We start from the raw sequence: 24989 nt of genomic DNA on the forward strand, positions 1-24989 counted from the left end.
TTGCCCGCCCAATTATACCAAAGGACCGAAAAATGCGGGTCTTCTGTGCCTCGATTGCAACCGAAACCAACACGTTCTCACCTCTGCGCACCGATTTCTCGGATTTCGCGCAAAGCTTTTACGCGGCTCCGGGCGATCATCCGGAAACGCCCACCTTGTGCAGCGCCGTGTTCCCTGCCCTGCGCAAACGCGCGCAGCAAGGTGAAGTCACGCTGATCGAAGGCACCGCCACCTGGGCCGAGCCAGGCGGGCTGGTGAATGCGCGCACCTGGTCCCGGCTGCGTGACGAGGTACTTGCCCAGCTTCGGGCCGCCCTGCCGTTGGATGCCGTCGTGCTTGGCCTGCATGGCGCGATGATTGCCGATGGTTGTGTTGATTGCGAAGGTGCGCTGATCGAAGCAGTCCGCGAAATTGTCGGCCCGAATGTCCGTATCGGGGTGACCTTCGACCCGCACAGCCACCTGAGTGCGCGCCGGGTCGACAATGCCGATATCATCACCGTCTTCAAAGAATTTCCACACACGGATTTTGTCGAAACCGGAGAGGCCTGCGTCGACCTTACCCTGCGCGCGGCACGGGGAGAGATCGCGCCAGTCCTGTCTGTGTTCGATGTAAGAATGATTGATGTCTTGCCGACCAGTCGCGCCCCAATGCGAGGTTTCGTGGATAAGATGATGGCACTGGAGGAAGACGGCACCGCTCTGTCGGTCTCGGCCATCCACGGCTTTATGGCCGGAGATTCGCCCGATCTTGGGGCTAAGATCATCGTTGTGTCAGACGGTGACAAACCCGCAGGTGATGCCCTTGCCCGCGATCTGGGAATGGAACTGTTTTCATTCCGCGGAACCACCAAGCCGGAATTTCTGGCCGTTGAAGACGCGCTTGCGCAGGCCCGGGACGCCAAAACCGGACCGGTTGTCATCGCCGATGTCTGGGACAATCCCGGTGGTGGCGTCGCGGGGGATTCCACGATCCTTTTGCGAACGGCAATCGAGATGAATATGACGTCGATGGCGCTTGGCACCATCTGGGACCCGATGGCGGTGCGTCTGTGCCACGCCGCCGGTGAAGGAACGGTTCTGGATCTGCGCTTCGGCGGGAAGACCTCGGCCTTTGCCGGGGCACCGATTGATGCCACCGTGACCGTGGTCAAGACAGCCAGCAACGCTGTGCAAAGCTTTGGAGCCTCTGTCGTTCCTTTGGGCGATTGCGCGGTGATCCGCGTGGGCGACATCGAAGTGGTGCTAAACTCCAACCGCTCTCAGGCGTTTTCGCCGGACTTGTTCACCAATCTTGGGATCGACATCACGACACGCAAGGTGCTGGTGGTGAAATCGACCAACCATTTTCACGGTGCCTTTGCTTCGGTCGCAGCCGAAATCCTTTATGCGGCGGTCAGCGGCCCCTACCCCAATGATCCGACACGCACGGACTACACCCGGTTGACGCGCCCCCTGTGGCCGATCGTTGAAGCCCCCTTTGATCTGGAAACAGCATGATATTTCCCGAACTCGACACCCCCGCCGTTTTGATTGATCTGGATATAGCTGAGGCAAATATCGACCGTTTTCAGGCCCATTGCGATGCCCATGATCTGAATCTGCGCCCTCATATCAAGACCCACAAGCTGCCGATGCTCGCGAAGCGGCAGGTTCAGGCCGGTGCCATCGGGATCACCTGTCAGAAAGTCAGCGAAGCCGAGGCGATGATTTCCGAAGGCGGCATCGACGATGTGCTGATTACCTTCAACATCCTGGGCACCGGCAAGCTGTCGCGCCTGCGGGCCATTGCTGACAAAGTGCGCCTGAGTGTTGTCGCTGATAACACAACCACCATCGACGGGCTGGCTGGTGCATTTTCCGACGCAGACGCGCCTCTGAGCGTATTGGTCGAGTGTGACACGGGTGCCGCGCGCTGCGGTGTCGCGACGCCGCAGGCCGCTGGGGAACTTGCCACCTATATTGCCGGACAACCGGGGCTGACATTCGGCGGGTTGATGACCTACCCGCCGGCCGAGCAGGAACGATTTGTCCAGTCATGGTTGACCGAAGCCAAGGACCTTATTGAAGCGTCAGGCCTTGACGTTCCGGTCATCTCGAACGGCGGATCACCCGGCATGTGGCAGGCCCAGGATGTGCCCGTTGCCACCGAATACCGGATCGGTACCTATGTCTTCAACGACCGGTCGCTTCAGGATCGCGGCGTATGCACATGGGATGATTGCGCGCTCAACGTTCTGGTCACAGTGGTTTCGGTGCCCGCAAGGAACCGCGCTGTGATCGATGCCGGCACCAAGGTTCTGACGTCAGACCTGCTGGGTTTGGACGGGCATGGTCATGTGCTGGGCCGACCCGACATAGAGGTCGCAGGTCTGTCCGAAGAACATGGTGTGCTGATGGCAGATTCAATCAACCTCAAGGTCGGTGATCGTCTGCGCATCATCCCGAACCATGTCTGTATGGTCAGCAACATGCTGGATGAGGTGCAGCTCCATCGCGGTGACACGGTTGTGGGGCCCTGCCCTGTCGCCGCACGCGGCAAGGTAAGGTGACCTCGGGATGAGCGATATTCTATGCCTTGGTGAACCGCTTTATGAGCTGAACGCCCAAGCCGATGGTCTGTTCAAGGCGGGCTTTGGCGGGGATGTGTCGAACGTTGCAATTGCTGCCGCACGGCAGGGCATGGACGTTGGCCTGATCTCGCGGGTCGGGGACGATCCGTTCGGGGCCGATCTGTGCCAGCTCTGGCGGCGCGAAAATGTCTGCACGGATCACGTCACGATCATGCCGGGGCAGGAAACCGGGATGTATTTCGTGTTTCATGGAAAGGATGGCCACCGCTTTGTCTACCGGCGCAAAGGGTCTGCTGCCAGCAGGGTTGCCCCAGAAGACATCCCCGAAACGGCAGTTGCACAGGCACGGGTCTTCTATGCGTCCGGCATTGGCCTTGGGGTCAGCAAAAGCCTTCGTGCGGCAACCTTTCATGCCGCCAGGGTCGCAAAGCAAGCCGGTGTTACGGTAGCCTTTGACCCCAACCTGCGCACCGCGCTCTGGTCGCTGGAGGAGGCCCGCGTGGTCACCCATGATCTCATGCGGCACTGCGATATCGCGTTGCCCGGGCTTGATGACGCGCGTCAATTGACAGGGCTGCAGAGCCCCGAAGATATCATCCGGTTCTACCATGATCTTGGCGCAGGTGTCGTGGCGCTGACCCTGGGCGGTGACGGGGTGATTGTTTCGGATAACCAAGTTGCCCACACCATTCCCGGAACAAAAGTAGAGGCGAACGACGCAACCGGCGCAGGTGACTGTTTTAACGGCATTTTCCTTGCCAACTACCTCTGCGACGGCGACATTCTGAACGCCGCCAAAACCGCAAATCGCGGCGCAGCCTTATCAACCACAGGCTATGGCGCGGTTGACCCGATCCCATACAAATCAACTCTCGAAAAACTAAAGGAACCTCAGACATGAGTAGCAAGAATATCGAACGCCTTGGCGATGACCGCACCGGTGCGGGCGGGCAAGCCCTGCCATTTGCCCCCGCCGTGCGGGCTGGCGATTTCGTCTTTATTTCCGGCCAGGTCGCGATGAAGGAAAATGGTGAAATTGAGGCCGGTGGCATCGAGAGCCAAACCAGAAAGACGATGGAAAACCTGATTGCAGCACTTGCGCTGGCCGATTGCACGCTCGAGGATATCGCCAAATGCGGCGTTTGGCTGGACGATCCGCGCGATTTCTGGACGTTTAACAAGGTTTACGCCAGCTATTTCCCGAACGGTGGTCCGGCCCGATCCACCGTGCGCTCGCAGATCATGGTGGATGCCAAGGTCGAGATTGACGCAGTGGTCTATAAACCTCTGGGATAAGATAAAACTGCGCGAAAGCAGCAAATAAGATCTGGCCCATCAAATGGGCCAGATCCACCCACCTGCCCGTGAGCGGAAGCACCAGTCCCTAGCAGGTTGCCCGCAGCATTTTGAGTTTTGGACCAGTTGCCGCGACTGGCAAATGCCATGCATCGCCGTTTGCAGCTGAACCGTATAGGGCTATACTGTTGTTCCAACACAGTTTCTGAACTTGTATGTCCAAAGGTTTGCAGTTTCTTACTGTGTGTACATGACAGCTAAACGATATCTTGGATTAGGCTCTTCGAGAGCGTCACCAACCTTCACAAAAAGTTCTTCCCCAACGCGGTCAAAGCAATCGTGAACAACATGCCAATGACGATATGCCGCGAACGGCTGCTTCCAAAATTCAGGAACCAATCGGGAAACGCTATTTATACGTTTCTCTCCGATCGCCAAAGTCCAGCACGCGCTTACGCCAAGCCTTGTAGCTGCCGCTTTTAAGGGTATCCCGCATCAACGTTTTAACCTGCTTGTCGGTGACTCCATATTCCGCCTCAATGTTCGCAAAGCTGATGTGATCCGACAACGCCATTTGGATGATTTCACCCAAATGTTCTGGGGGTATATTTTTTACTTTTTTCATGACTGGCAGTTAGTTGGATATCAAACAATCGCAAGTGGACATCGCAAAACTGGAACACCTTAGTCCGTTGTCCACATCAAGACGGCAACCGGGCGACCACCAGCGGCCCCTCAGATGCGCCATTCCCGGATCGTGTAGCAATTTGTTTGATCCAACTGCAGTCCGCGGGACGAAGTTGCCGTCCCGCTTCACTCTCCGCCTTTCTTACGGGAAAGCCTGATCGGTCGCGGCAGCAGAGACAATTGCCCTGGAAACACGCGGTCAGGTTATGCGCTGCCCATCAGTCTCATCATGGCAAGGCTCAGTGCCCGGACCGCTGTGGGGATGCAGGCCTCGTCCAGATTGAAGTCGCTGCGGTGGAGCATGGTTTGGTGATGTTCCAGCTTCGAGCCAATGCGCAGATGTGCAGCTGGCTTGCGGGTCGAGAATTCTGCGAAATCCTCGCTGCCCATAGACCCTTGTGTGAGTTCGATCACCTTGTCCGCCCCGATGATCTGACGCGTGGCTTCGAGAACCGGATGGAGGATATTGCGATTGTTCACAACTGGCGGAACGCCGGTGTGGAAAACCGGTGTGATGTCGACACCGAACTGGGCGGCAACCCCGGCGCATTGCAGTTTGATCGCGTCTCGGATGATCGGGTCATGCCTTCGGGATGCAAACGCCGCAGGTAGTCCTCCGGTGAGGTGACGGCAGGGAACTGGTTAATTTGAGCGAAATAGTTAGAGGGGCTGTGTTTCATTCACAGCAGATATGGCCCGGCCAAGAAACACAGAAAAAACTACAGAAGATTCTTGCTGCCCGGAGGTAGATTGAAGAACTAAGAGCTCCAACCGGACATAGGGCTTTGCCAGCATACCCTGTTTAAGACCTTCTTCATTTTCATTCTTCGCGCCAAGTGTTGATGGCTTCATTGATCTGTTAGCTTGCCTAAAATGCGGTTCGCATGAATAGCTGATCTGGACCTTTCGCGTCGCCCATCAAAGGAGGGCGGAGAGTTGCCGTTCGCGGCGCTGGCCGCGAAAGGCAGCAGTGCGCAGGAAGCGGTGTTTGCAAAGTCGAGAGTTTCCTAGATGGTTCTTAAAGGACAAGCTTCCTTTGACAGGCTGAGCCATCGCTGCCAAGCGCCTTTTGGACCTCGACCACCCATTATGAAACTTCAGACACTTCGCATCAAGGATTGCACTTATTACTTGAACTCTGATTTACGACATTCGCAATCCGAACCGTGCAGTCAAAGGTCCAGGCTTGGCTTGCGTATGTGTCAATTGAACGAGGCATGAGATTGTATGACTGAAGAACTAACCTACTATTGCAGTGAAAATGTATTTTTGTCTTTCTTAGAGAGCAAGCAGCTTTGGCTGACGTCCCTTTCACAGTCAAATGACTCGGCTGAGGGACGCTGGATGCGGGACTACTGGCTTGAAAGCTTTGCGCGGAAACCGTCCCCGGCAAAAAGATTAGAGCGACAAGGCGCAGCGGTCTGTATGGACATTGCTAGCCACGACCGTTTGGCGTTGGGCGTCTGTTTCTCCGAGGAACGAGATCTTTTAAGCCAGTGGCGCGGATACGCTGCAGATGGCACCGGATTCTCCATTACTTTCTCTAAGAAAGCCTTGGAGGCCGTCGCTAAAGACCATCTTGCGAGCAAGTTGCAGTTGACCAAGATCGCTTACGGCCCCCAAGACACTGATGAAATCGGTGCCATTGTGGATTTGCTCAACAACGCCTTCGGCGAGGACGCCCGGCTCTATAATGAGTCCAATGGTACCGGCAGTATGGCACTAGACTATGGCACCAATGGCGAAAAGCAGGCGAATTATGAAAAAGCTGCCAGATTCCTCTTCACGGCCAAAAACGGCGCGTTCCGTGAGGAAAAAGAATGGCGGCTCTTCACCTATGGAAATCTCTTTTCAATTGACGGAGTGAAGCTTAGGGGGACGGGGAAGGCGATTTCTCCGTACATCCCCATAACCATCCCTGCAGAAGCCGTATTACAGGTGACCCTTGGCCCGACCAATCAGACCCCACAACACGTTTTGAAATTTGCCTTAAAGCACAATGGACTTTCCGAGGTTAATATTGGAGCGAGTAACGCGAGCTATCAGGCACGCTGACGCTCGGAAGTTTGGATTTTCAACGTGATCGCTGCGACTTTATTGAATGGCCGCGTTAGGCTGTTCACGGCACCTAACACCAAGGGCGTATTCTGTTGAAAAACTCTTGTTGATTTGAAGTGCTGTCGCTGATTCACTTTCCTTACGGATTGGGAGGGAATGGCGATGTTGGGACCGAAGCAAGAGGCGCAAGGCGCGTTGTTTTATGAGTTCTCGATTGAAGATCATGTGCCTCAAGATCACCTGCTACGTTCGATTGACCGGTTTGTGGATCTGAACAGTATCCGTCCGCATCTTGCAGAATTTTACAGCCACACTGGCCGTCCATCGGTAATCCCCCCATTTTTAATGGGGCCCAGCCGTAGAATTCAGGCGGCTGTTTTCAGTTTCATGGCGGGTGTCATGCCGCCGATACCCATATTGGGTCGCTCATTGTTGTAAGTCCAGAGCCATTCAGTCGCCTGGTCTTGTGCCTTCTCAATCGTTTCAAAGATATATTGCCCAAGCCACTCGCCGCGAACGGTGCGATTGTAGCGTTCAATATACGCGTTCTGCTGGGGTTTGCCCGGCTGGATGTATTCAAGCCGGATGTTGCGTTTCTCAGCCCATTCCATGAGCTTGCCACTGACATATTCCGGGCCGTTGTCGACACGAATTGTCTGCGGCTGACCTCGCCATTCAATGATCTGGTTCAGGCTGCGCACAACGCGCTCCGCTGGCAGCGAAAAGTCTACCTCGATGCACAGACCCTCGCGGTTGAAGTCATCCAGGACGTTCAGTGTTCGGATTGATCGACCATCCGCGAGCTGATCTGCCATGAAGTCCATCGACCACGTCTCATTTGGCCTGTCAGGCACGGCCAGTGGTTCGGGTTTGTCCCGCTTCAAGCGTTTCCTGGGCTTAATCCGTAGGTTCAGCTCCAACTCGCAGTAGATCCGGTAGACGCGTTTGTGGTTCCAGCCGTAACCCTGCACGTTGCGCAGGTATGAGAAGCATAGGCCAAAGCCCCAACTACGCTTGTTGGCTGTCAGGCGTTCCAACCAGTCAGCGATCTCTTCATTCTCATCGCTCAGAACAGGGCTATATCGAAAGCACGTCTCGCTGATCTGAAACGCGCGGCAAGCCAATGCGATACTGACCCCATGTTGTGCGACTGCGTTCATGGCCATCTCACTTCGCTGAGACGGCCTCAGCGCTTTTTTCCAAGAGCTTCCTTCAGCAGATCGTTCTGCATGCTCATCTCGGCATACATGCGCTTCAGGCGACGGTTCTCGTCGGCCATGTCCTTCATCTCTGACATCAATGACGCGTCCATCCCGCCAAACTTGGCCCGCCATTTGTAGAAGCTGGCGCTGCTCATGCCATGCTCACGGCACAGCTCAGAAAATGGCACGCCGCCCTCCGCCTGCTTCAGGATCGCCATGATCTGCGCGTCGCTATATCGTCCATTCTTCATCGTAAATCTCCTCAGTTATCTTGCCGAGAAAATTCTACTTTTGAACACCACTAATTTTAGGGAGGATTACCCTTGGTAATGTAGCGATGAAGATCGTCGGGTTTCATATCGTCGTCCGGTCTCGAAGATCTATCCAAAGACAGATTGCTGCGCGTCGCTGCAACATTGCCATTCCCGGGATGGGGATACTAGGGTTCGAGTTTTTTCATATATGAAAAATTGACCTAGGTGGTTGCCATCCTCTGTCCGGCATTCAGTCCTGATTGTGGTTATTCCCCGCATTAGGAGGTCGAATGGACGTTCAAGAAAAAATCCAGACACGTCTGGATGTATCAGATCTTTTTATAGAACCACCGTCCCAATGGGGCTTTCGTGGAGACCCTATCCTGTGGCAGCGACTAAGGGATCGTTTCGTCGACATAGAACAGCCCAAGTGTATCAACGACTTCGTCGCGTTGATTGACAATGCATTTACCGCTGAAATCGGTGTAGGCATGTTAGCGCTTGATGAAGCAACGCTGTCGGGCTTTCACTCGGACGGAATGTCGTCAGGCATGATCAGTGGTACTTTTTGGCGGAATACTGCTCTACCAATTTTGCTCCAACGCTTCATCTCGACACACGCTTTATCTCAAGTCGAAGATCAGCCGGGAAAATCGATACGATATCGACATCCCTCGAGACAGTAAATCTGTCGGAATAACATGGTACCCACATGGAAAGTACTAACCAGAAAATTTCAACTTCAAGCATCTAGATTTATATGCAGCTGAATTCTTTCAAGGTTGCCACCCTCTCTCCGTCGTTCAGTCCTGATTAAGGTTATTCCCCACATTAGGAGATCGAATGAACGTTCGAGAGATGTGATCGGCGGAGCAATACTCGACCACGGTAGCGGCGGCGTAGTGCGGTCGCGGGCGGCTTAAAAGTCGGCCACTTTGGCCCTTTCATTTGATGGCATTGTTTCAGAATTTGGTGAGGTGGCATTCCTGAAGATGGATATCGAAGGCGCAGAACTTGATATTCTAGAACAGATGCTGGTCCGAAAAACTTTCGAACGAGTGCGTTTGACAGTAGCCGAAACTCACGAAAATAAATTTAAGGAGTTGCGGCCTAGATTTCGTGCATTGCGGCTCGCTGTCGCCGAGGCGTATCCCACAACCCGTGTCAATCTGGACTGGATCTAGCTCAATCGTAATAGCTGCCATTCGCCGCGGAGCAGAATTTCGGTAACACTGGGCTCAAACCGGACTTGCGGCGGTGCGGCACGCAAATCTTGACCTTGCAGGTTTCAGCGCGACCAACCGGATGACCGGTTCCAGCCCTTCTTGCGGTTCGTCGCTGCGTCGTGGTCACCCAGAACTACCGACGGACAGGGCTAATTCTGTTGAAAAACTCTTCTTGATTTGAGGGTCTTCGGGTGATTCAATTTCCCCATAAAAGCGGGGGACTGGTCAATGATGGGACCGAAGCAGGAAGCACAGGCGGCGCTGTTTTATGAGTTTTCACTTGAGGATCATGTCCCGCAAGATCACCTATTGCGGTCGATTGATCGGTTTGTCGATTTGAGTGACATTAGGCAATATCTCGCAGAGTTTTACAGTCACACTGGCCGTCCATCGATTGACCCTGAGCTGTTAATCCGCATGCTACTGGTTGGTTATTGCTTTGGCATTCGGTCCGAGCGGCGGCTGTGCGAGGAGATTCATTTGAACTTGGCGTATCGCTGGTTCTGTCGCCTTGATCTGTCAGATCCGATACCAAGCCATTCGACTTTTTCAAAGAACAGACATGGGCGTTTTCGTGAGAGCGCTCTGCTGCGGCATCTGTTTGAGAAGACCGTTGCGCGCTGCATTGCAGACGGTTTGGTGAGTGGCCAGCGCCTCGCAGCGGACGCCAGTCTAATTGAGGCCGACGCCAACAAACAGAACTCCACACCAAAGGAGGACTGGGATCACAGGGCAATTGACCCGAGCGATGCGCCCCGCGCGGTCAAAGAGTATCTGGACGTCCTGGACGATGCGGCATTCGGTGCTGCATCTGAAGTTGAGCCAAAGTTCACGTCCCACTCCGACCCAAGCAGCCAGTGGACTGCAGCCCGAAAAGGCCCTGCGTTCTTTGCCTATTCCACCAATTATCTGATCGATACCGATCACAGTGTCATCGTGGACGTTGAAGCGACCAGATCGATCCGGCAGGCGGAAGTTCGATCTGTGCGCACCATGTTGGATAGGATCAAAGACCGGCATGATCTGGCACCCGAACGTCTCATCGCGGACAGCGCTTATGGATCAGGGCCCATGCTCGGCTGGCTTGTAGATCGCAAAATCAATCCCCATATTCCGGTCCTGGATAAAGCTGGTCGCACCGACGGCACCTGGTCTCGCGCAGATTTTGAATGGGACGCCGAGAACAACCAATACATCTGCCCAGAGGGTGAACCCCTGAAGCAGTTCCGCCGAAACTATTCTGACCCCAACCGTGGGCCCACCGGCAAAGGCGTCGCCAAGTATCAGGCTCTGAAGCATACCTGTCAGGCCTGCCAATCAAAGATGAAATGCTGCCCGAATGCTGATGCCCGCAAGATCACTCGCGAAGAACATGAAGATGCCCGCCAGGTTGCCCGCGACATTGCCAAGACCAAGCAATATGCGATCTCAATGAGGTTGCGAAAGAAGGTCGAGATGCTCTTCGCACACCTCAAACGCATTCTCGGCCTCGGAAGGCTCCGATTACGTGGACCATGCGGTGCAAATGACGAATTCCTACTCGCCGCAACCGCCCAAAACCTCCGCAAACTGGCCAAGATCTTTCCTGCACCGCAGCAAACGCGCAAAGCCTGATAAGAAAGGTGCTTGCTCCCAGTTTGGAGCACCACTTTCTGCACCGGCAACACGGTGTTTTTCCACAGAATCGGCGGAAAGCGGATGTTCGCTGCAACTGCATGATCACTCTGTCATTGGTACCGAAGCGGACATGCAATAGGCACCTTGGAATTATACTGGTAGGGTGATTTATGGGTCGACGGCAACAATCCCTAAATACTTGACCGATGGCGTCACGTCGCATTCGCAATTTGTGTTGAATGGTCTAAAGTGAATCTTAAAAGGAAGGCGAAATTGGTGGCCAACGCACAGCAACTCATTGGTCTCTTGAAGAGTCATGTTGAGGGGAACGAAGAGCGATTCTTCGATCTCGCGCTTCAGCTTGCGTCTTCGGAAGAGCAAAAGGGCCATACACGACTGGCAGAACAGCTTCGGCAGTGGGTCGAGGCAGGGCAAGCACCAAAGCCACCTACGCCATCCCCAACACTGATCGCAAAGCCACGTGGTGAGCTGGCTTCGATCATTGGTACAGCGTATCCAGAGACCAGACTGAATGATCTAATCCTTCCAGAGTCTGTGGCCTCTGAACTTGAGCAACTCGTTGTTGAGTTCCGCAAGCGCGACATTCTGGAAAAGCATGGCCTGACACCGAGGCAGCGTGTCCTGTTGGCAGGACCGCCGGGGACCGGAAAGACGATGACCGCATCAGCATTAGCGGGTGATTTGAAGCTGCCTCTCTACTCTGTACTGTTGCATGGGTTGATATCGAAGTTCATGGGTGAGACCGCCTCCAAACTGAATGCTGTCTTCGAGGCTGTTAGGACCCAAAGAGGGGTCTACTTGTTCGATGAGATCGATGCCCTTGCCGCGACCAGAGAGGGTGACAATGACGTTGGCGAAGCGCGACGAACCCTGAATTCCTTTCTGCAGTTTATGGAAGAAGACACAGGGCCTTCGTTGATAATTGCAACAACGAACCTTCCTCGGATTTTAGACAAGGCAATACTGCGCCGCTTTGATCTGGTCTTGATGTACGAATTGCCTACTGCTGAAGCCATGCAGAAAGCTATGTCGCGGCGGCTAATTGGGTTTGATTTATCAGGGGTTATCTGGGACGATGTGGTTGAGCAGGCCCATGGTCTTTCATCCTCTGATGTAATTCAGGCCGCGATGGATGCCGCTCGTCGGGCAGTATTGAATTCAAAAAAGACTATAACGTCGGCTGACTTGTTACGTTCAATTGGTCGCCGACGGGATTTGCAGGCGTTGGGTATAAACAGTGGCAGAACGGAATCTTCCTCACATAGTTCTTAATGGAGTTTCGAAGTCTGAGAGTTTTCGCGGTAAAGGCGGTGGCGGAACGCCGTCCCCGTCTTTCATTCAAAATCGACAGGCTCACGCACAACGATTGATAGCGTCCCTTGACGCGATTCAAGTCGAAGAGACCGCACGAGCAACCTACATCGCAGTGCAAGGTCGTCCCGGAGAGCCATTTCTGCCCGAAAAATTCAATGTCAGTGGCCTGTCACTACTTAGCATGAAAGAAGCCGATACCGATCAGCAAGTTCCTGGTCGTGCAATCGTAAAGGCCAGCCGTTCGGAAAGCGGTCTTTCCAACCTCAAAGGTAAATTGCGTCAGTTTGCAGGTGACCTACGACCGCCGAACAACAATGGAGTAAGGAACCCATATCATGCTGACATGGCAAATAGCGTTGATCTTTTCGCCGAAATCGAGCTCAGAGACCTATGGCGACATCCAACCAAGCCGTTCCCCGAGGCCATAGGTCCGATCCCTTGGGAAGTTTGGCTGGAACCAGGAGAAGTGGAGCAATTCGTTGCGAGGGCAGTGCTGGAAGGCTTAACAGTTTATCCTGATCGCTTGGAATTCCCTGAGGATATTGTTGTTCTCGTCGAAGGCGATGTTGGCCAGATGGCAAGGACAGCAATTGGCACGGGTTCGGTCCGCTCAATTTCTCCGCCTGGTGTTCCTATCGACTTCGTGGATGGCCTCGAAGCGGAGGAGCAGGCTGATTGGTTGCAAGATGTACTTGGCCGAACTCTGTTTGGCCCCCAAGATCAGCAGGCGGCGTCTTATGTCACGCTCTTAGATACGGGTATCACCTTGGCGCACCCACTAATCCAGCCTGCGTTTGATGCAGCCGATCGCCATGCGGCTGTGGATGGGTGGGACCTCGCAGACCTGCATGGTCATGGATCGAGGATGGCAGGGGCGGCGCTCTTTGGTGATCTGCGAACTCACTTGAACAGTACAGCAGCAATTTATGTCCCTCATAGGCTGGAGTCGGCAAAGGTGATCCCAGATGCAGGACATAACCCCTATCATCTGTTGGGGGACAGGACGCAGAAAGCCATCAACGCGGTAGAAGTTAAGCCTGATAGGTTGCGGACTTTCGCTTTGGCCACGACCACAGACCTTGATTCTCCCCACAGCGGTGCACCTACGTCTTGGTCCACTGAACTCGACCAGCTTGCGGCTGGTCGATCCGGCGAAGTGAAGCAGCGGCGACTTATCGTGACTTCGGTTGGTAACATTGATGCCCAGCATGATGGAAATACTGACTACCTAAGTAAATGCGATGACCTTGATGAGGGGGAGGTTCAGTCCCCTTCCCAAGCATGGAATTCAATCGCCGTTGGTGCGATGACCGAAATGAACGGTGTTGGTGGACCGACCCATGGTGCGACGTTGGCTGAAGTTGGGGACCTCGCTCCGATGTCCCGCACAGCGAGTTGGACCAAGACCTGGCCAATTAAACCGGATGTCGTACTTGAAGGCGGCAATTGGTACGACGACGGGTATTCAACAACGCCCAATCAACATTCTGATCTGATGTTGGTTGCAACGAGCAGGAACTTCCCTGAACGATCTTTTACGCACATCTCGGATACCAGTGCCGCGACGGCATTGGCGGCACGTGAAATTGCATTGCTTCGCGCCTCTTACCCCAACCTATGGCCAGAGACGATCCGTGCACTCTATGTCGCCTCGGCTCGGTGGACTGAACGGATGTGGTCACATATTGCGGCAGCGGATCGAAGTCGAAAGGGTGCCTTCGATGTTATGTTCACCCGGTACGGATATGGTCAGCCGAACCTTGAGCGTGCCCTTAAAAGTGCAAGCAGCGCTGTCACGCTGATCGCAGAGGATTCTATTCGCCCCTATGAAAACAAGGGATCAGGTAGGAAATTGAACGAAATGCGGTTGTTTGAACTGCCGTGGCCGACGAACGTTCTCCGTGGCTTGGTGGGGCAGGACGTTACTCTGCGCGTTGCTCTAAGCACCTTCATCGAACCGAACCCATCAGAGGTCGCTCGTGGCCGAAAGAACAGATACGCATCTCATGGCCTTCGGGTTGCGTTAAAGGGCGCAGATGAAGATGTTGATGATTTCACGCAACGTATTGGCCGCACCGCGGATGAAGACCAACCAGACCATAACGGCCCTGTTGGTGGCGAATGGGACTTCGGCTACAATCGCCGGAGTGTCGGGTCGCTGCACATCGATACAATGACAGTCGCCGCCAGCGATCTTGCCCGTCGCGGAGTCCTTGCGGTCTATCCGGTTGGGGGCTGGTGGAAAGAAAACCGCAGTGTAGATCCTGAACGATGCGTTGCGCGTTTCTCATTAGTCGTTGAAATCGATGCGACTGAGGCAGAAGTGGATCTTTATGCAGAAGTCCAACAGAGAGTGGCGCCACAAGCGGCGATCCAGGTCTGAGAAAGTCCCTTAGACTTAACAACTTTGCTTGTCCTCGCGGTTGAACCGGAACACTTCTTCGCTGCGTATCAAGGTCAGCTTCTGGGGAACCGCTCAGCTGGTTTATAGATGCAGCGAATGGAATGCTCTGGGCCGGACTTTCACTTTAAATATGATTTTGTAAGCAGTTTTAGCGAAGCTCGTACCGCTTGGAAGATAGAGAATTGCCTGAAAGGAATATTGACACGATGGACATACGCTGGTTCTTAAAACAACGCTTAGATTTCATCCGAAATCACTACGATTGTAGCGCATCGACTTTCTTAAATATAACACGTCAGATCGAGCGCGGAGAGGCACCTTTTGACAATCCGCCTTATAGCGAGGATGGGGAACCCCCTTTTCAAATTGAATGGGAAGACGCCAACACGTCAATCGATCTCATTGGAATCTCCTGCGTTTCACTTCTTAGTGATGCGTAGAAGATTTACCTTAACTCGATCAAAAAATTGGAGTTTCGTTTCGAATTTGGCGAGACGGAAAAGAAGGCCTTAAAGAAGGGATATGTAGGTGCCTTTAAGGCCGCATTGGGTGAAGTACTCCATACAGATTGGGTAGAGAGTGGTGTCGATTTTGAGATCTTAGAGCAGGTAGTGCTTGCTCGAAATCAAGGTCAACACGGAAACGACATCACCGGATTTCGAGTCAAGATTGATGGCAAGACTATACAGCAACACCCGCGCCCAATTTTCGGCCGAACTGAGGAAATCGAAGTTATGGACGGGGAAGGCTTAGTATTCAGGAATATCCATGGCATAACGATGAAAATCGACCGAGCGTCTTTATTCGGAGCGATTGATGAAATTGAGAAGTTGGGTGATTGGGTTGAATTAAATCGAGAACGAGCGCTGCCATGGTTTGAAAAACAGCGTTCCCTACGTCAAGCCATGGCAAAACCGGAATCGAACTCCTAACGCTGAAAGAAAAGCAATATTCTTTTAGGGGCGGCTCAAATGCTGCGTCCTGCATGAATGTCCGCAATGTGGTCTGCGGGCGCGGCATCAAGCGGGTGTGGTCAACGGCAGCTGGGCGCGAAGGCTGGGTAAACTACTCGAGGTGCCGACTACGGTCATTGAGGCTAACTTGCGTGTCGTTCACCCAGAGAGCGCTTAACGAGAGTGGCGCTGCAATCTGCCCACAGCTTATCAAACCGGCGGCAGGAAAATTTTGTTCATTTCCAGACTTATACAGGACATCAAAACAACTTACCCTCAGTGCTGAAACCAGAAGTGTGAGCCTATGTACCTGAAGTCGAACACCAGCCTATTTTATCTACTCGATAAATGGCGAGGGAACGCGGCGTCGCTCACGATGGCAGGCCCAAAGATCAGTGCCGCCGGTGGAAAGATTTCTTCAACCTCTCTGTCTGAAATCACCGAAATACCGAAGGTCGAACGCAAATGGTTTGGTTCGGAGCTTTCGATCAATATTGATGGTAGCGATCACATCCTTCGAGTTCGCGGCGCAAATAGGTCAGAACTCGATCTGTTTGCCCACCAACTTGAATCTGCTTGGCGCGACCACAGTTTGGCCCAGCTGGACGCCCAATCAGACGCGATCAGCTACGTTGTAAAAGCGATCACTAAACTTGAGGCCCCAACTGGCTATCCAGCGGCATGTTATGTGCAGCCCATTTTGGAGTCTGCTCGGGAACTCGAGACAAGCTTGTTTTCCAAGCTAAACGAAAACGCGATTGGGATTGCCCGATTCAAAAATGTTAAATTTATTACAGCGTTTCTGTCGTCGCCCGGTAAACAGCGATCCCGAGCCATCGAAAAATTTGAACAAACGCAATTGGCTAAATGGTCGGATTTCCTTGATAGTTTTGAGACTAACCCACTGACACCCGAGCAGCGCCTCGCCGTCATTGCAGATGAGGACGCAACCTTGGTGCTCGCAGGTGCCGGGTCCGGAAAAACAAGCGTGATCACTGCCAAGGCCGGATACTTGCTCAAGGCAGGCATCCGCAAACCCGAAGAAATCCTACTTCTGGCGTTCGCACGAGATGCCGCAGTAGAGATGAGTGAACGCATTGAGCAGAAATGCGGCGAACCCGTCGAGGCGCGGACTTTTCACGCGCTATCTTACGACATCATCGGGTTTGTCGAAGGCTGCAAACCGGCCCTTGCTGCACACGCAACAGACAACAAGGCATTTCTCGTTTTAATCAGGGACATCTTGATTACCATCGCGGCTGGCGCGGCAGAGGCATCTAAAGCCATAATAAACTGGTTCACATCAGGTCGGTTGGAAGCAAAGTCTGAATGGGATTTCAAACAGAAGCATGACTACTACAGCTATCTTGAAAAGGAAGAGCTCAGGACGCTTCAAGGCGACCAGGTCAAAAGCTACGAAGAGCTCCTTATATCCAACTGGCTCTACGAAAATGGCGTCGAGTATGAGTACGAGCCAGATTATGAATTTGACACGTCAGATCCTACCAAGCGCAATTACTGTCCCGATTTCCGTCTTTCCGAAAGCGGAGTATACCTCGAACATTTCGGCGTGAGAAAGGTTGTCAGCCGCGGTGAAGAGCGGCTTGAAACTGCCCCCTGGGTCGATCGCGACGACTACCTTGAGGGCATGGAATGGAAACGGCAGGTCCATAAAGACAACGAAACCATCCTGCTCCAAACGTTCAGTTATGAGCGTCAGGAAGGACGCTTACTCGACGCGTTGGCCGAAAAAGTAGCGCCACACGTCACGCTCAATCCTCGGCCGCCAGAAATGCTCTTTGATCGTGTGATGGAGATGAACGACATCGACGGTTTTGTGCAGCTGTTGGCAAACTTCCTGCGCAACTACAAGAGCGGCGGCTATACGCTTGAGCACTGTACCCAAAAAGCTGACACAGCCAAGCTTGGCAAACGGGCCCAGTTGTTCCTGACTATCTTTAGGCCCGTCTTTGAGGCGTATGAGGAGAGCCTCGAGGGCCGTATCGACTTTGAGGATATGGTCCTGCGGGCCGCTCAACATGTTGAATCCGGCCGATACAAAAGCCCATTCGGGCACATCCTCATTGATGAATTCCAGGATATCTCGCGAAGTCGTGCTCGACTGGTAAAAGCCCTTCTCGGCCAAAAGCATGATACACGATTATTTGCCGTGGGAGACGATTGGCAATCAATCTATCGGTTTGCAGGCTCTGACATTCATCTGATGCGCAACTTTGGTGCCGAGTTTGGTGGTAACTTCGACGGCCAATCAGGCGTTCATCGCACAGTCGACCTTGGCCGGACGTTCAGATCTGTCGATAAGATAGCCTTTGCGGCACGCAAGTTTATCCTGAAGAATCCGACCCAATTGACCAAGACGGTCATCCCTGCCGGGACAACTGAAACTCCCGCCATCAAGGTCATTCCGACATTCAAACATGACGGTGATCAGAAGCTCGAAAATGAACTTTTGACGTTGCAGACCGTGGCCCAAGAAAGCGGTCAGAGAGCATCCGTTTTGCTCTTAGGACGGTACAGGCATTCTGAGCCCGATGATTTCCGCAAGTTTCGAAGGACGTATAAAGACCTCGATATTACCTTCAAGACGATCCACTCTTCGAAAGGTCTGGAAGCGGATCACGTCATATTGCTGCAAGCATTCAAAGGACAAATCGGCTTCCCCTCTGAAATTGTGGACGATCCATTGTTGACGATGGTGTCCCCCGAAGCCGAGCCATTTGAACATGCGGAGGAACGGCGCGTCATGTACGTCGCAATGACGCGAGCACGCAAAACGCTGACAATAATGGGGTCAGCGGCAAAGCCGTCTGTGTTCGTTGAAGAACTGGTCGAGGACGCTGAATACGGTTTACTGCCCACGGCCATGGAGTCGGCGAAAGTGCAGACATGCGGAGAATGTCAGGGGCATCTCCAGCCAATCCCGAAGCGTGACGGCGGCACGTTCTATCGATGTGAACACGTCCAGCTCTGCGGGAATATTATGCCATCTTGTCCGAGCTGCGGCGTGGGTTTCCCCGCGCGGAAAAAGGGGCAAACTGAGGCAGTTTGTGACTGTAAGGAGAGCTTTCCAGCTTGTCCTTGTTGCGCTGACGGGTGGCTGGTCGAGCGTAAGGGGCGCTTTGGGAAGTTCCTGGGGTGCGTGAAGTTTCCGAGGTGTACGGGTAAGGCGAAAGTGCCAAAGAGGTGACGCATTGGTGCCGCATGTGACCTCACCAGAGGTAGGGCGTGAGATCGTGTCGCTGGCGCGTTATGATCCCGGGACGCGAGGCCTGTCACCCACCACCCGAGCAGGAAACTTCGGCAGCATCTCGATGGCCGAACACATTAAATCACAAGACGCGCGCTGTGCCGTCATCGCGATGATAGAGGACGCAGAGGCACTCGACCGAATTGACGAACAGCAGGACGACGCCACATTCATCGGTGGCATCAAGTCTTGGATGACAGAGTAAGTCTGCGACTGGTGCCGATCGGCAAAATGTCCGCTTCGGCGCGCTGCGCCGCAGCATCGCGACACTTCGGCCAAGGTCGGCTCTGGGCCGTTCACGTCCTGAAGGACGACCATGGTTCGCAACTTTGAGGGTCCGTTTCCTGCGCACAGCCGACTTTGGTGCGCAGCGCAGCATGGGGCTTCGGTCTGCTACGGCTTGAATGGCCGCTTTTGCAATTCTGGCAAAGAACCTTCGCCGACGCAGCTAAGGTCCGGTTTCCGCCCCTCAAGTCGACTGCAAATTCCTGATCTGCTCCGGACTCAAAGCCATGTTCTTCAAATAGAACCGCTCCAGCTGATCCACAGACGTGCCCGCGTTCTTTGCTAGCCAGTATATGTTAACCTTGCCCTTTGACCCTCTGAGGCGCGCCTGAAGCGCGTAGTGGCGCAATGAGTATGGTGTACGAGGGTTTCCACTCATGTCCTTCCTCAGATTGCTCTCCTCAAGGACATGATTGAACAAACGCCGCGCCGTGTTCACCGCTGTCGTTCGGTTTTGATATTCCGACATGAACACATAGTCAGTCGGTTCCGCGTTCGGGGATTTTGATCTCACGCTTTGATACAAACCCTGAGCGAAAGGCATCGTTGCAGAGATACGATGTCCCGTCTTGCCGAACAAAGTCAGTTCCAAATGCGTCGGATTACCTCCAACAACAATGTCGCAGTGCCTCAGCGCAAAGAGTTCAGTTTCAGTTGGTCGAACAAATGAATGAACGATGAACTGCCACATGTGAACGTGATCATGCGAGATCAATACACCCCGCACTTTGGTCTTACCCTCCGACGCGATCCGACGCGCGGTGGTCATCAAGTGCTTGTATTCTTTATCAGTGAACGTTGGACGTGGCGCATCTTTCGTCCGCTGTTTTGGCATTGGTGGGATGATGTCGATCACACCGTCTTCAAGCGCAACCATCAAAACCTTGCGGATCATTATGCACTGTTTGGCTTTTGTTGAAAACGCGAGTGGTTTGTCCCGTCGACTGTCTAAAAAAAACAGATAGTCGCGCACCATGCCCGACGTGATCTTTCCAACATCATATTTACCAAAGTATGAAATCACCCCATCCGTCTCACGCAAGAGGATCTTTGCTTCGTCCGAGAATGCGTACTTGTTTTTCACGCCACGCTTTTGCACGCGCGCCATATTCATATAGATCTGAGCGAAGTGTTCGAACGACTGATCTTTGGCGGTGGCATGATTATTCTTCTGTTTGGATTTTAAGTCCGCGAGAATTTCTTCCGCGACTTCTGCTGCATCAAGACGTGAAGTTTCTTTCGTCGATCTAACGACATACTTTTTCTGTGAAGAAATATAGACACGCGCATGCCAGTAAGGTGAGCGCTCCGTCTTGTAGATGCTCAAACCCTTACGCAAATGCTTAATCTGCTTCTTTGTGTTTACAGATTTTTCCGACAAACCAATGACTTATCCCGAGTGTCTAACTGTGTCTAAGTATATGACACAAAAATCACATCGGCAAATATGTTAAATTATCGTTTGTTATCAGATAATTAATGGTGCCCAGGGGCGGAATCGAACCACCGACACGAGGATTTTCAATCCACTGCTCTACCCCTGAGCTACCCGGGCACCGGAGACCTCCGTAGAGGTCGGGTGAGCGGTTTCTAAGAGGTTGCGGCTGGGGTGTCCATAGTCTTTTGCACTGTTTGGCAAAGGTTTTTTTCTTATGACCCAAACGGGGCCTAATGTGGCTTTGTTGGCGCGTTCAATGCGGCCTCGGCAGCTTCCAGTGCGGTCTCGATGTCATCGGGGTCATTGCTGGGGGCCGCATAGCTGCCGTTAAGCCATTTGGCCAGGTCGATGTCAGCGCAGCGGCGCGAGCAGAAGGGGCGGTATTTGGCGGAAACGTCGCCGCTGCAGATCGGACAGCTCACTTCAGCACCTCGGACATTGGCATTCGGGCGCGCTTGCGTTGCATCTCATAATGGCCCAAAGGCGTCCAGCCGATCAAAGTGGTCTCCACGTCGTCGGCGCGAAAGGCCTGGCGTAGGGCTGTCTCGAACGGGCGGCGGTCCTTCTTGGGCATGGGGGCAAGGTCAAGCGTGATTTGCCCGCCAAGGCCGCGCAGGCGCAGCGCGCGCGGCAAGGCACGGGCGCAGGACATGTTGGCCTTGATCCCGGCGGCAAGGGATACGTCAGCGCCTGTGTTCACGTCGACGGCCACCAAGGCGCGTGTGGGTTCGACGAACATCGATGCACCGCCATCCAGTTCGACACGCGGCTGGCGCAGGCCGTCGATGGCATCAAGCACCGCATGCGTTTCAAAACTGCCCGGTTCGGTCACGACTTCGGCCGGGTCGACCCAGTCGCGCCAGGCCAGAATATGCGGCCCATCGCCTTCGGACAGCACTTCCATCTCGGTCGCCGTGTCGCCCAGCACCTTGTCGGCGAGGGTCAGCATGGCATCGATGTCATCGGCGATATCGTCACCGTCGGCACCGGCACAAGATGACCGCAGGATCAGACCATGGCTGGCCCCCTGCGCGGCCTCGTGGGCGATCTCAAGCAGGCGATCGCGCTCTTCCTCGTCGCGGATGGAGCGCGAGATGTTGGTTCCCGGCGCACCGGGCGTCACGATGGCATAGCGGCTTTTGAACAGAATCTTTTGCGTGACGGGAACTGCCTTGCCGGGTTCCGCATAGCCCGACACTTGCACCAATATTGGCTGACCGGGGGCAAGCCCTTTGATCTGGCGCAAGAAAGCCGAACCATCGGGGGTTTTCAGGAACATGCCCCCCTGCCCTTTGACGGGCCGGTCCGCGATGGCGCGGTAGATGGTGCCCGGACGGGGTGAATCGCTGTCGATGAGCAGATCATCCAATTTGCCGTCAACCATCAAGGCGGCAGCCTCAACCCCTGCGAAATGGTCCAGAACGATTGTGCGGCCCTTCATGATGTCTCTCCATCGAAAATATAGCCTGCGGCACGCAGCAGGTTTGCGGTTTCGGCAAGGGGCAAGCCCACGATGCCGGTAAACGACCCGCTGATCCACGGGATCAACGCACCAGCCGGGCCCTGGATGCCATAGCCGCCAGCCTTGCCCCGCCAGTCGCCAGTGGCAAGGTATGCGTTCAGTTCCGCGTCAGACAGGCGTTTCATGCGCACGGTGCTGACCACGTCGCGTTCCCAAAGCTGGTCACCCCGTTTGACGGCAACAGCGGTGATCACCTTGTGGCGTCGCCCCGACATCAGCCGCAAAAAACTGGCAGCCTCATCGGCGTTTTCGGGTTTGCCCAGAATACGCCGCCCGACGGCAACGGTCGTATCGGCGCACAGCACGATATCGTCCGGCCCGGCCTGCAAGATGGCGGCCTTTTCGCGCGCCATCCGCGCGCAGTAGGGGCGCGGCAATTCTGCCTTTTGCGGCGTCTCGTTAATGTCAGGTGCGCGAATATCATCAGGCACAACGCCAATTTGCGCCAGCAATTCCTTGCGGCGCGGACTGCCTGATCCGAGAATAAAGGTCATATGCAACCTCGAAGCGCTGACCGAAAATTATGAAACTTCCGGTAAGCCGCGTTATTTAAAGCGATAATTGATCCGGCCCTTGGTCAGATCATAGGGGGTCATTTCCACCTGTACCTTATCGCCTGCCAGAACCCGAATGCGGTTTTTGCGCATTTTGCCTGCCGTATGTGCGATAATCTCATGGCCGTTTTCAAGCTCGACCCGGAATGTCGCATTCGGCAGGAGTTCCTTCACGATACCGGGGAATTCGAGCGTGTCTTCCTTGGCCATGTTGTCTCCTTGAATACTATGCCCCGCAATTCCGGGACGCAGGCTTAAATGGGCGCAATCTTCCCGTTTTTCAAGGCCTATTCACATTAAGGACACGTTTATCGCCGTTGCGTCGCGCCCGGCCTGATCTTGCCAATGCGCGCGGTTCAACACGACGCCATCAGCACGCACGCGGGCAATCTGCGCCAGATCAGCGTCGGCATAGGTCCATCCGGGCAGGTTGATCTCGGCTGCGGCCAGCACCCCGGTAGACGGGAAGCCCACATCCGGCGGGCAAAAGATGCCCCCTGCCCCGTAACACTGGCCCAAAGCGTCAGACCAATCGGCAGCCCCCACGCAAGAAGACATTGCCGTGATGCACTGATTCTCAAGGGCACGGGCCATGGATCCGATGCGCACGCGCCAATATCCGGCCAGTGCTTCGGTGACGCTGGGCACTGCAATCACATCACAGTCTGACAGCGCGCGGCCCAATAGCGGGAATTCGCTGTCGTAGCAGATCAGAATGCCGATCTTGCCGATTGATGTTTCGAACACCTGCAAGGCGTTGCCACCGATAACATGCCAGACCTCACGTTCGAACCGCGTCATGATCTGCTTGTCCTGCACGCCGATCTTGCCATCCGGGGTGATCAACCGCGCGCGGTTCACCGGTCGGGTGCCGGTCGCGGCAGGAGCCGACGCCGCGACGATATGCACGCGATATTCTGCGGCCAGTTTCTGATGCAGCACGTCCGCATCCGCCAACCGGTCCGACACCGCAAAAAGCGACGCCTCAAGATCAGCGGCCACATCAAGCCCCGCAAGCGTTGCCAGTTCCATCGCCCCGTATTCCGGAAACACCAGCAATTCCGCCTTGTTCGCAGCAGCCGAGGCGACCCAGCTTGCCAGCTTGTCTTCGTATTGGGCCCAGCTGGTCAGCACGTCCAGCGGGTAGGCGGCGGTTGCGATTTTCATCCTGGGTCTCCGGCTTTTTGTCCCGCCCATGGTGCGCTGGATCAGGGGGCAGCTTCAAGGGCAGGTCGCACCTGCCAACCCTATTTTATGTTCACGAAAGTGCGCTTGGCATCCTGACTTAAAACTTGCCTATGGCGGCAATTAGTTTCACAAAAATGAAAACCAACAGAGGGCGTGACAATGATCAAGAAGGGTGTGACCCTGCGCGGCATCGAAGTGTTCGAGGCGTTGGCAAGCTGTGGATCGGTCGCACAGGCGGCGGACATCACCGGGCTTAGCCAACCCGCCGTCAGCCAACAGATAAGCAACCTTGAAACCGCAATCGGCGTCGCGTTGCTGGATCACGGCCGCCGCCCGATGCGTTTGACGGCGGCTGGCGAAAGCTTTTTGCGGCGCACGGCTTCCGCACTCACGCAACTCAGGCTGGCGCAAAGCGAACTGACGGTGATGGATCTGGCCAATCTGACCGATCTAAGCCTTGGCGTGATTGACGATTTCGACAATGACCTCACCCCGCGCCTGGCCACGATGCTGGCAGACAGCATGGCGGGCTGCCGGTTTCGCATGGTCACCGACAGCAGCAAGGCGTTGATTCAGGCAGTGCAGGACAAGACCTTGCACATCGTGATTGCGGCCACCAGCGGCGACGCCAAGGACGGGCTGATCGAACTGCCCCTGGCGCGCGACCCTTTCATCATGGTGACCCCGTCCGGCTATCGCGGCAAGCCGGGCGATCTGCTGGCCGGCACCAGTGATCTGCCGTTTCTGCGCTACGAATCGCACCAGTTGATCGCAGACCAGATCGCAAACCACCTGACGCGCAGCAATATCACGATCGAATCACAATTCGAAATCGGCAGCCATCTGGCCCTGATGTCGATGGTTGCGCGCGGGATCGGCTGGGCGATCACCACGCCCTTCGGCTTTGCCCGCGCCGAAAGGTTCCACACCACGCTACAGGCGCACCCCCTGCCATCGCCCGGGGTGTCGCGGCAGATATCGCTGTTCGCGGGCGCGGATTGGACCGGGCCGGTGCCGCAAAACATCGCCACCGCCATGCGCCAGATGCTACACAGCCACATGATCGCCCCCCTGCATACGCAGCTTCCATGGCTTGCCGGCAGCTTTCACACACTAGAAGGGTGACAGGC

The 24989-nt window shown here is 54.6% G+C and carries 23 protein-coding genes, 1 tRNA gene and 1 pseudogene; 15 read left to right on the plus strand and 10 right to left on the minus strand.

Translation table 11 applies throughout. From position 1 onward, the window contains the following. The first annotated feature begins 32 nt into the window (after positions 1–32). Genes RGAI101_RS09120 through RGAI101_RS09135 form a run of 4 tightly spaced genes read left to right on the plus strand, consistent with a single transcriptional unit; the run spans position 33 to position 3868 of the window. Positions 33–1499, plus strand: coding sequence for a M81 family metallopeptidase (locus RGAI101_RS09120; RefSeq protein ID WP_008228867.1), 1467 nt, complete (start codon positions 33–35; stop codon positions 1497–1499). Continuing rightward, positions 1496–2551 carry a D-TA family PLP-dependent enzyme gene (locus RGAI101_RS09125; protein ID WP_008228991.1) on the plus strand — a complete coding sequence of 352 codons (1056 nt, stop codon included), beginning with the start codon at positions 1496–1498 and terminating at the stop codon, positions 2549–2551. The genes RGAI101_RS09120 and RGAI101_RS09125 overlap by 4 nt, the downstream gene beginning before the upstream one ends. Before the next feature lie 7 nt (positions 2552–2558). Further along, positions 2559–3473, plus strand: a complete 915-nt coding sequence (locus RGAI101_RS09130; RefSeq protein ID WP_008227759.1) for a sugar kinase — start codon at positions 2559–2561, stop codon at positions 3471–3473. Then, on the plus strand, positions 3470–3868 hold the full coding sequence (locus RGAI101_RS09135) for a RidA family protein (protein ID WP_008226102.1): 399 nt from the start codon (positions 3470–3472) through the stop codon (positions 3866–3868). Before RGAI101_RS09130 ends, RGAI101_RS09135 begins: the two co-directional genes overlap by 4 nt. Before the next feature lie 409 nt (positions 3869–4277). Here RGAI101_RS09135 and RGAI101_RS09140 read toward each other — a convergent pair whose 3' ends face one another. Together RGAI101_RS09140 and RGAI101_RS21545 are read right to left on the minus strand one after the other, a co-directional pair. Next, a complete protein-coding gene (locus RGAI101_RS09140) occupies positions 4278–4493 on the minus strand; it encodes a DUF2805 domain-containing protein (RefSeq protein WP_037227834.1) in 216 nt (71 codons plus the stop codon). A gap of 266 nt (positions 4494–4759) precedes the next feature. Continuing rightward, a complete protein-coding gene (locus tag RGAI101_RS21545) occupies positions 4760–5131 on the minus strand; it encodes a M20/M25/M40 family metallo-hydrolase (protein WP_368072197.1) in 372 nt (123 codons plus the stop codon). Positions 5132–5782: 651 nt separating this feature from the next. Here RGAI101_RS21545 and RGAI101_RS09155 point away from each other — a divergent pair. Continuing rightward, on the plus strand, positions 5783–6610 hold the full coding sequence (locus tag RGAI101_RS09155) for a DUF2971 domain-containing protein (RefSeq protein ID WP_083792038.1): 828 nt from the start codon (positions 5783–5785) through the stop codon (positions 6608–6610). Between the two features lie 165 nt (positions 6611–6775). Further along, a pseudogene (locus RGAI101_RS21900) lies at positions 6776–6961 on the plus strand (IS5/IS1182 family transposase); the annotation flags it as partial. 17 nt (positions 6962–6978) lie between these two features. Here the strand turns inward: RGAI101_RS21900 and RGAI101_RS09160 are convergent. Then, positions 6979–8066, minus strand: a protein-coding gene (locus RGAI101_RS09160) for an IS3 family transposase (protein ID WP_085980059.1) whose coding sequence is annotated in 2 segments (ribosomal slippage) — positions 6979–7805 and positions 7805–8066 — 1089 coding nt in all. Because the reading frame shifts where the segments join, the coding sequence is not laid out codon by codon here. 293 nt (positions 8067–8359) lie between these two features. Between RGAI101_RS09160 and RGAI101_RS21905 the strand changes: the two genes are divergently transcribed. From RGAI101_RS21905 to RGAI101_RS21810, 8 genes are all read left to right on the plus strand, one after another. Then, positions 8360–8755 carry a hypothetical protein gene (locus RGAI101_RS21905; RefSeq protein ID WP_157044667.1) on the plus strand — a complete coding sequence of 132 codons (396 nt, stop codon included), beginning with the start codon at positions 8360–8362 and terminating at the stop codon, positions 8753–8755. A gap of 249 nt (positions 8756–9004) precedes the next feature. Then, positions 9005–9253: an FkbM family methyltransferase gene (locus RGAI101_RS09170; protein ID WP_037227840.1), complete on the plus strand. Its 249-nt coding sequence runs from the start codon at positions 9005–9007 to the stop codon at positions 9251–9253. A gap of 270 nt (positions 9254–9523) precedes the next feature. Then, complete coding sequence (locus tag RGAI101_RS09175) at positions 9524–10909, plus strand: IS1182 family transposase (protein WP_008225512.1); 1386 nt, start codon at positions 9524–9526, stop codon at positions 10907–10909. Positions 10910–11188: 279 nt separating this feature from the next. Continuing rightward, positions 11189–12205, plus strand: a complete 1017-nt coding sequence (locus tag RGAI101_RS09180; protein ID WP_037229334.1) for an AAA family ATPase — start codon at positions 11189–11191, stop codon at positions 12203–12205. Between the two features lie 94 nt (positions 12206–12299). After that, positions 12300–14630: a S8 family peptidase gene (locus RGAI101_RS09185; RefSeq protein ID WP_254655261.1), complete on the plus strand. Its 2331-nt coding sequence runs from the start codon at positions 12300–12302 to the stop codon at positions 14628–14630. 488 nt (positions 14631–15118) lie between these two features. After that, on the plus strand, positions 15119–15583 hold the full coding sequence (locus tag RGAI101_RS09190; RefSeq protein ID WP_037227842.1) for a hypothetical protein: 465 nt from the start codon (positions 15119–15121) through the stop codon (positions 15581–15583). Positions 15584–15908: 325 nt separating this feature from the next. Further along, positions 15909–18812 (plus strand): UvrD-helicase domain-containing protein, encoded by a 2904-nt coding sequence (locus RGAI101_RS09195; protein WP_254655262.1) that lies wholly within the window; start codon positions 15909–15911, stop codon positions 18810–18812. Between the two features lie 16 nt (positions 18813–18828). Continuing rightward, positions 18829–19077, plus strand: a complete 249-nt coding sequence (locus tag RGAI101_RS21810) for a hypothetical protein (RefSeq protein ID WP_198133690.1) — start codon at positions 18829–18831, stop codon at positions 19075–19077. A gap of 264 nt (positions 19078–19341) precedes the next feature. Here the strand turns inward: RGAI101_RS21810 and RGAI101_RS09200 are convergent, their stop codons facing one another. The 7 genes from RGAI101_RS09200 to RGAI101_RS09230 all read right to left on the minus strand — a co-directional run bounded on the left by RGAI101_RS09200 (position 19342) and on the right by RGAI101_RS09230 (position 23838). Continuing rightward, positions 19342–20496: an integrase gene (locus RGAI101_RS09200; protein ID WP_254655263.1), complete on the minus strand. Its 1155-nt coding sequence runs from the start codon at positions 20494–20496 to the stop codon at positions 19342–19344. Between the two features lie 141 nt (positions 20497–20637). Beyond that, positions 20638–20712: transfer RNA gene (locus RGAI101_RS09205), tRNA-Phe, on the minus strand. 113 nt (positions 20713–20825) lie between these two features. Continuing rightward, entirely contained in the window at positions 20826–21017 is a 192-nt protein-coding gene (locus tag RGAI101_RS09210) for a DNA gyrase inhibitor YacG (protein ID WP_008226021.1), read from the minus strand. Continuing rightward, positions 21014–22036: a ribonuclease E/G gene (locus tag RGAI101_RS09215; protein ID WP_008227505.1), complete on the minus strand. Its 1023-nt coding sequence runs from the start codon at positions 22034–22036 to the stop codon at positions 21014–21016. The genes RGAI101_RS09210 and RGAI101_RS09215 overlap by 4 nt, the downstream gene beginning before the upstream one ends. Then, complete coding sequence (locus tag RGAI101_RS09220; protein WP_008227056.1) at positions 22033–22611, minus strand: Maf family protein; 579 nt, start codon at positions 22609–22611, stop codon at positions 22033–22035. The genes RGAI101_RS09215 and RGAI101_RS09220 overlap by 4 nt, the downstream gene beginning before the upstream one ends. A 51-nt stretch (positions 22612–22662) precedes the next feature. After that, the gene (gene infA / locus RGAI101_RS09225) at positions 22663–22881 is read right to left on the minus strand and encodes a translation initiation factor IF-1 (protein ID WP_008228280.1); all 219 of its coding nucleotides are present in this window, start codon (positions 22879–22881) and stop codon (positions 22663–22665) included. A gap of 81 nt (positions 22882–22962) precedes the next feature. Beyond that, positions 22963–23838, minus strand: a complete 876-nt coding sequence (locus tag RGAI101_RS09230; RefSeq protein ID WP_008227646.1) for a carbon-nitrogen hydrolase family protein — start codon at positions 23836–23838, stop codon at positions 22963–22965. Positions 23839–24018: 180 nt separating this feature from the next. Here RGAI101_RS09230 and RGAI101_RS09235 point away from each other — a divergent pair, with 180 nt between their 5' ends. Then, positions 24019–24984 (plus strand): LysR family transcriptional regulator, encoded by a 966-nt coding sequence (locus RGAI101_RS09235; RefSeq protein WP_008229095.1) that lies wholly within the window; start codon positions 24019–24021, stop codon positions 24982–24984. Positions 24985–24989: the final 5 nt, after the last annotated feature.

The organism is Roseobacter sp. GAI101 (genome assembly GCF_000156335.1).
Lineage (GTDB): Bacteria > Pseudomonadota > Alphaproteobacteria > Rhodobacterales > Rhodobacteraceae > Sulfitobacter.

Bases quoted from the DNA above. Each gene is read 5' to 3' on its own strand.
- RGAI101_RS09120 (WP_008228867.1), top strand. From the start codon at position 33: ATGCGGGTCTTCTGTGCCTCGATTGCAACCGAAACCAACACGTTCTCA.
- RGAI101_RS09125 (WP_008228991.1), top strand. From the start codon at position 1,496: ATGATATTTCCCGAACTCGACACCCCCGCCGTTTTGATTGATCTGGAT.
- RGAI101_RS09130 (WP_008227759.1), top strand. From the start codon at position 2,559: ATGAGCGATATTCTATGCCTTGGTGAACCGCTTTATGAGCTGAACGCC.
- RGAI101_RS09135 (WP_008226102.1), top strand. From the start codon at position 3,470: ATGAGTAGCAAGAATATCGAACGCCTTGGCGATGACCGCACCGGTGCG.
- RGAI101_RS09140 (WP_037227834.1), bottom strand. From the start codon at position 4,493: ATGAAAAAAGTAAAAAATATACCCCCAGAACATTTGGGTGAAATCATC.
- RGAI101_RS09155 (WP_083792038.1), top strand. From the start codon at position 5,783: ATGACTGAAGAACTAACCTACTATTGCAGTGAAAATGTATTTTTGTCT.
- RGAI101_RS21905 (WP_157044667.1), top strand. From the start codon at position 8,360: ATGGACGTTCAAGAAAAAATCCAGACACGTCTGGATGTATCAGATCTT.
- RGAI101_RS09175 (WP_008225512.1), top strand. From the start codon at position 9,524: ATGATGGGACCGAAGCAGGAAGCACAGGCGGCGCTGTTTTATGAGTTT.
- RGAI101_RS09195 (WP_254655262.1), top strand. From the start codon at position 15,909: ATGTACCTGAAGTCGAACACCAGCCTATTTTATCTACTCGATAAATGG.
- RGAI101_RS09215 (WP_008227505.1), bottom strand. From the start codon at position 22,036: ATGAAGGGCCGCACAATCGTTCTGGACCATTTCGCAGGGGTTGAGGCT.
- RGAI101_RS09220 (WP_008227056.1), bottom strand. From the start codon at position 22,611: ATGACCTTTATTCTCGGATCAGGCAGTCCGCGCCGCAAGGAATTGCTG.
- infA (WP_008228280.1), bottom strand. From the start codon at position 22,881: ATGGCCAAGGAAGACACGCTCGAATTCCCCGGTATCGTGAAGGAACTC.
- RGAI101_RS09230 (WP_008227646.1), bottom strand. From the start codon at position 23,838: ATGAAAATCGCAACCGCCGCCTACCCGCTGGACGTGCTGACCAGCTGG.
- RGAI101_RS09235 (WP_008229095.1), top strand. From the start codon at position 24,019: ATGATCAAGAAGGGTGTGACCCTGCGCGGCATCGAAGTGTTCGAGGCG.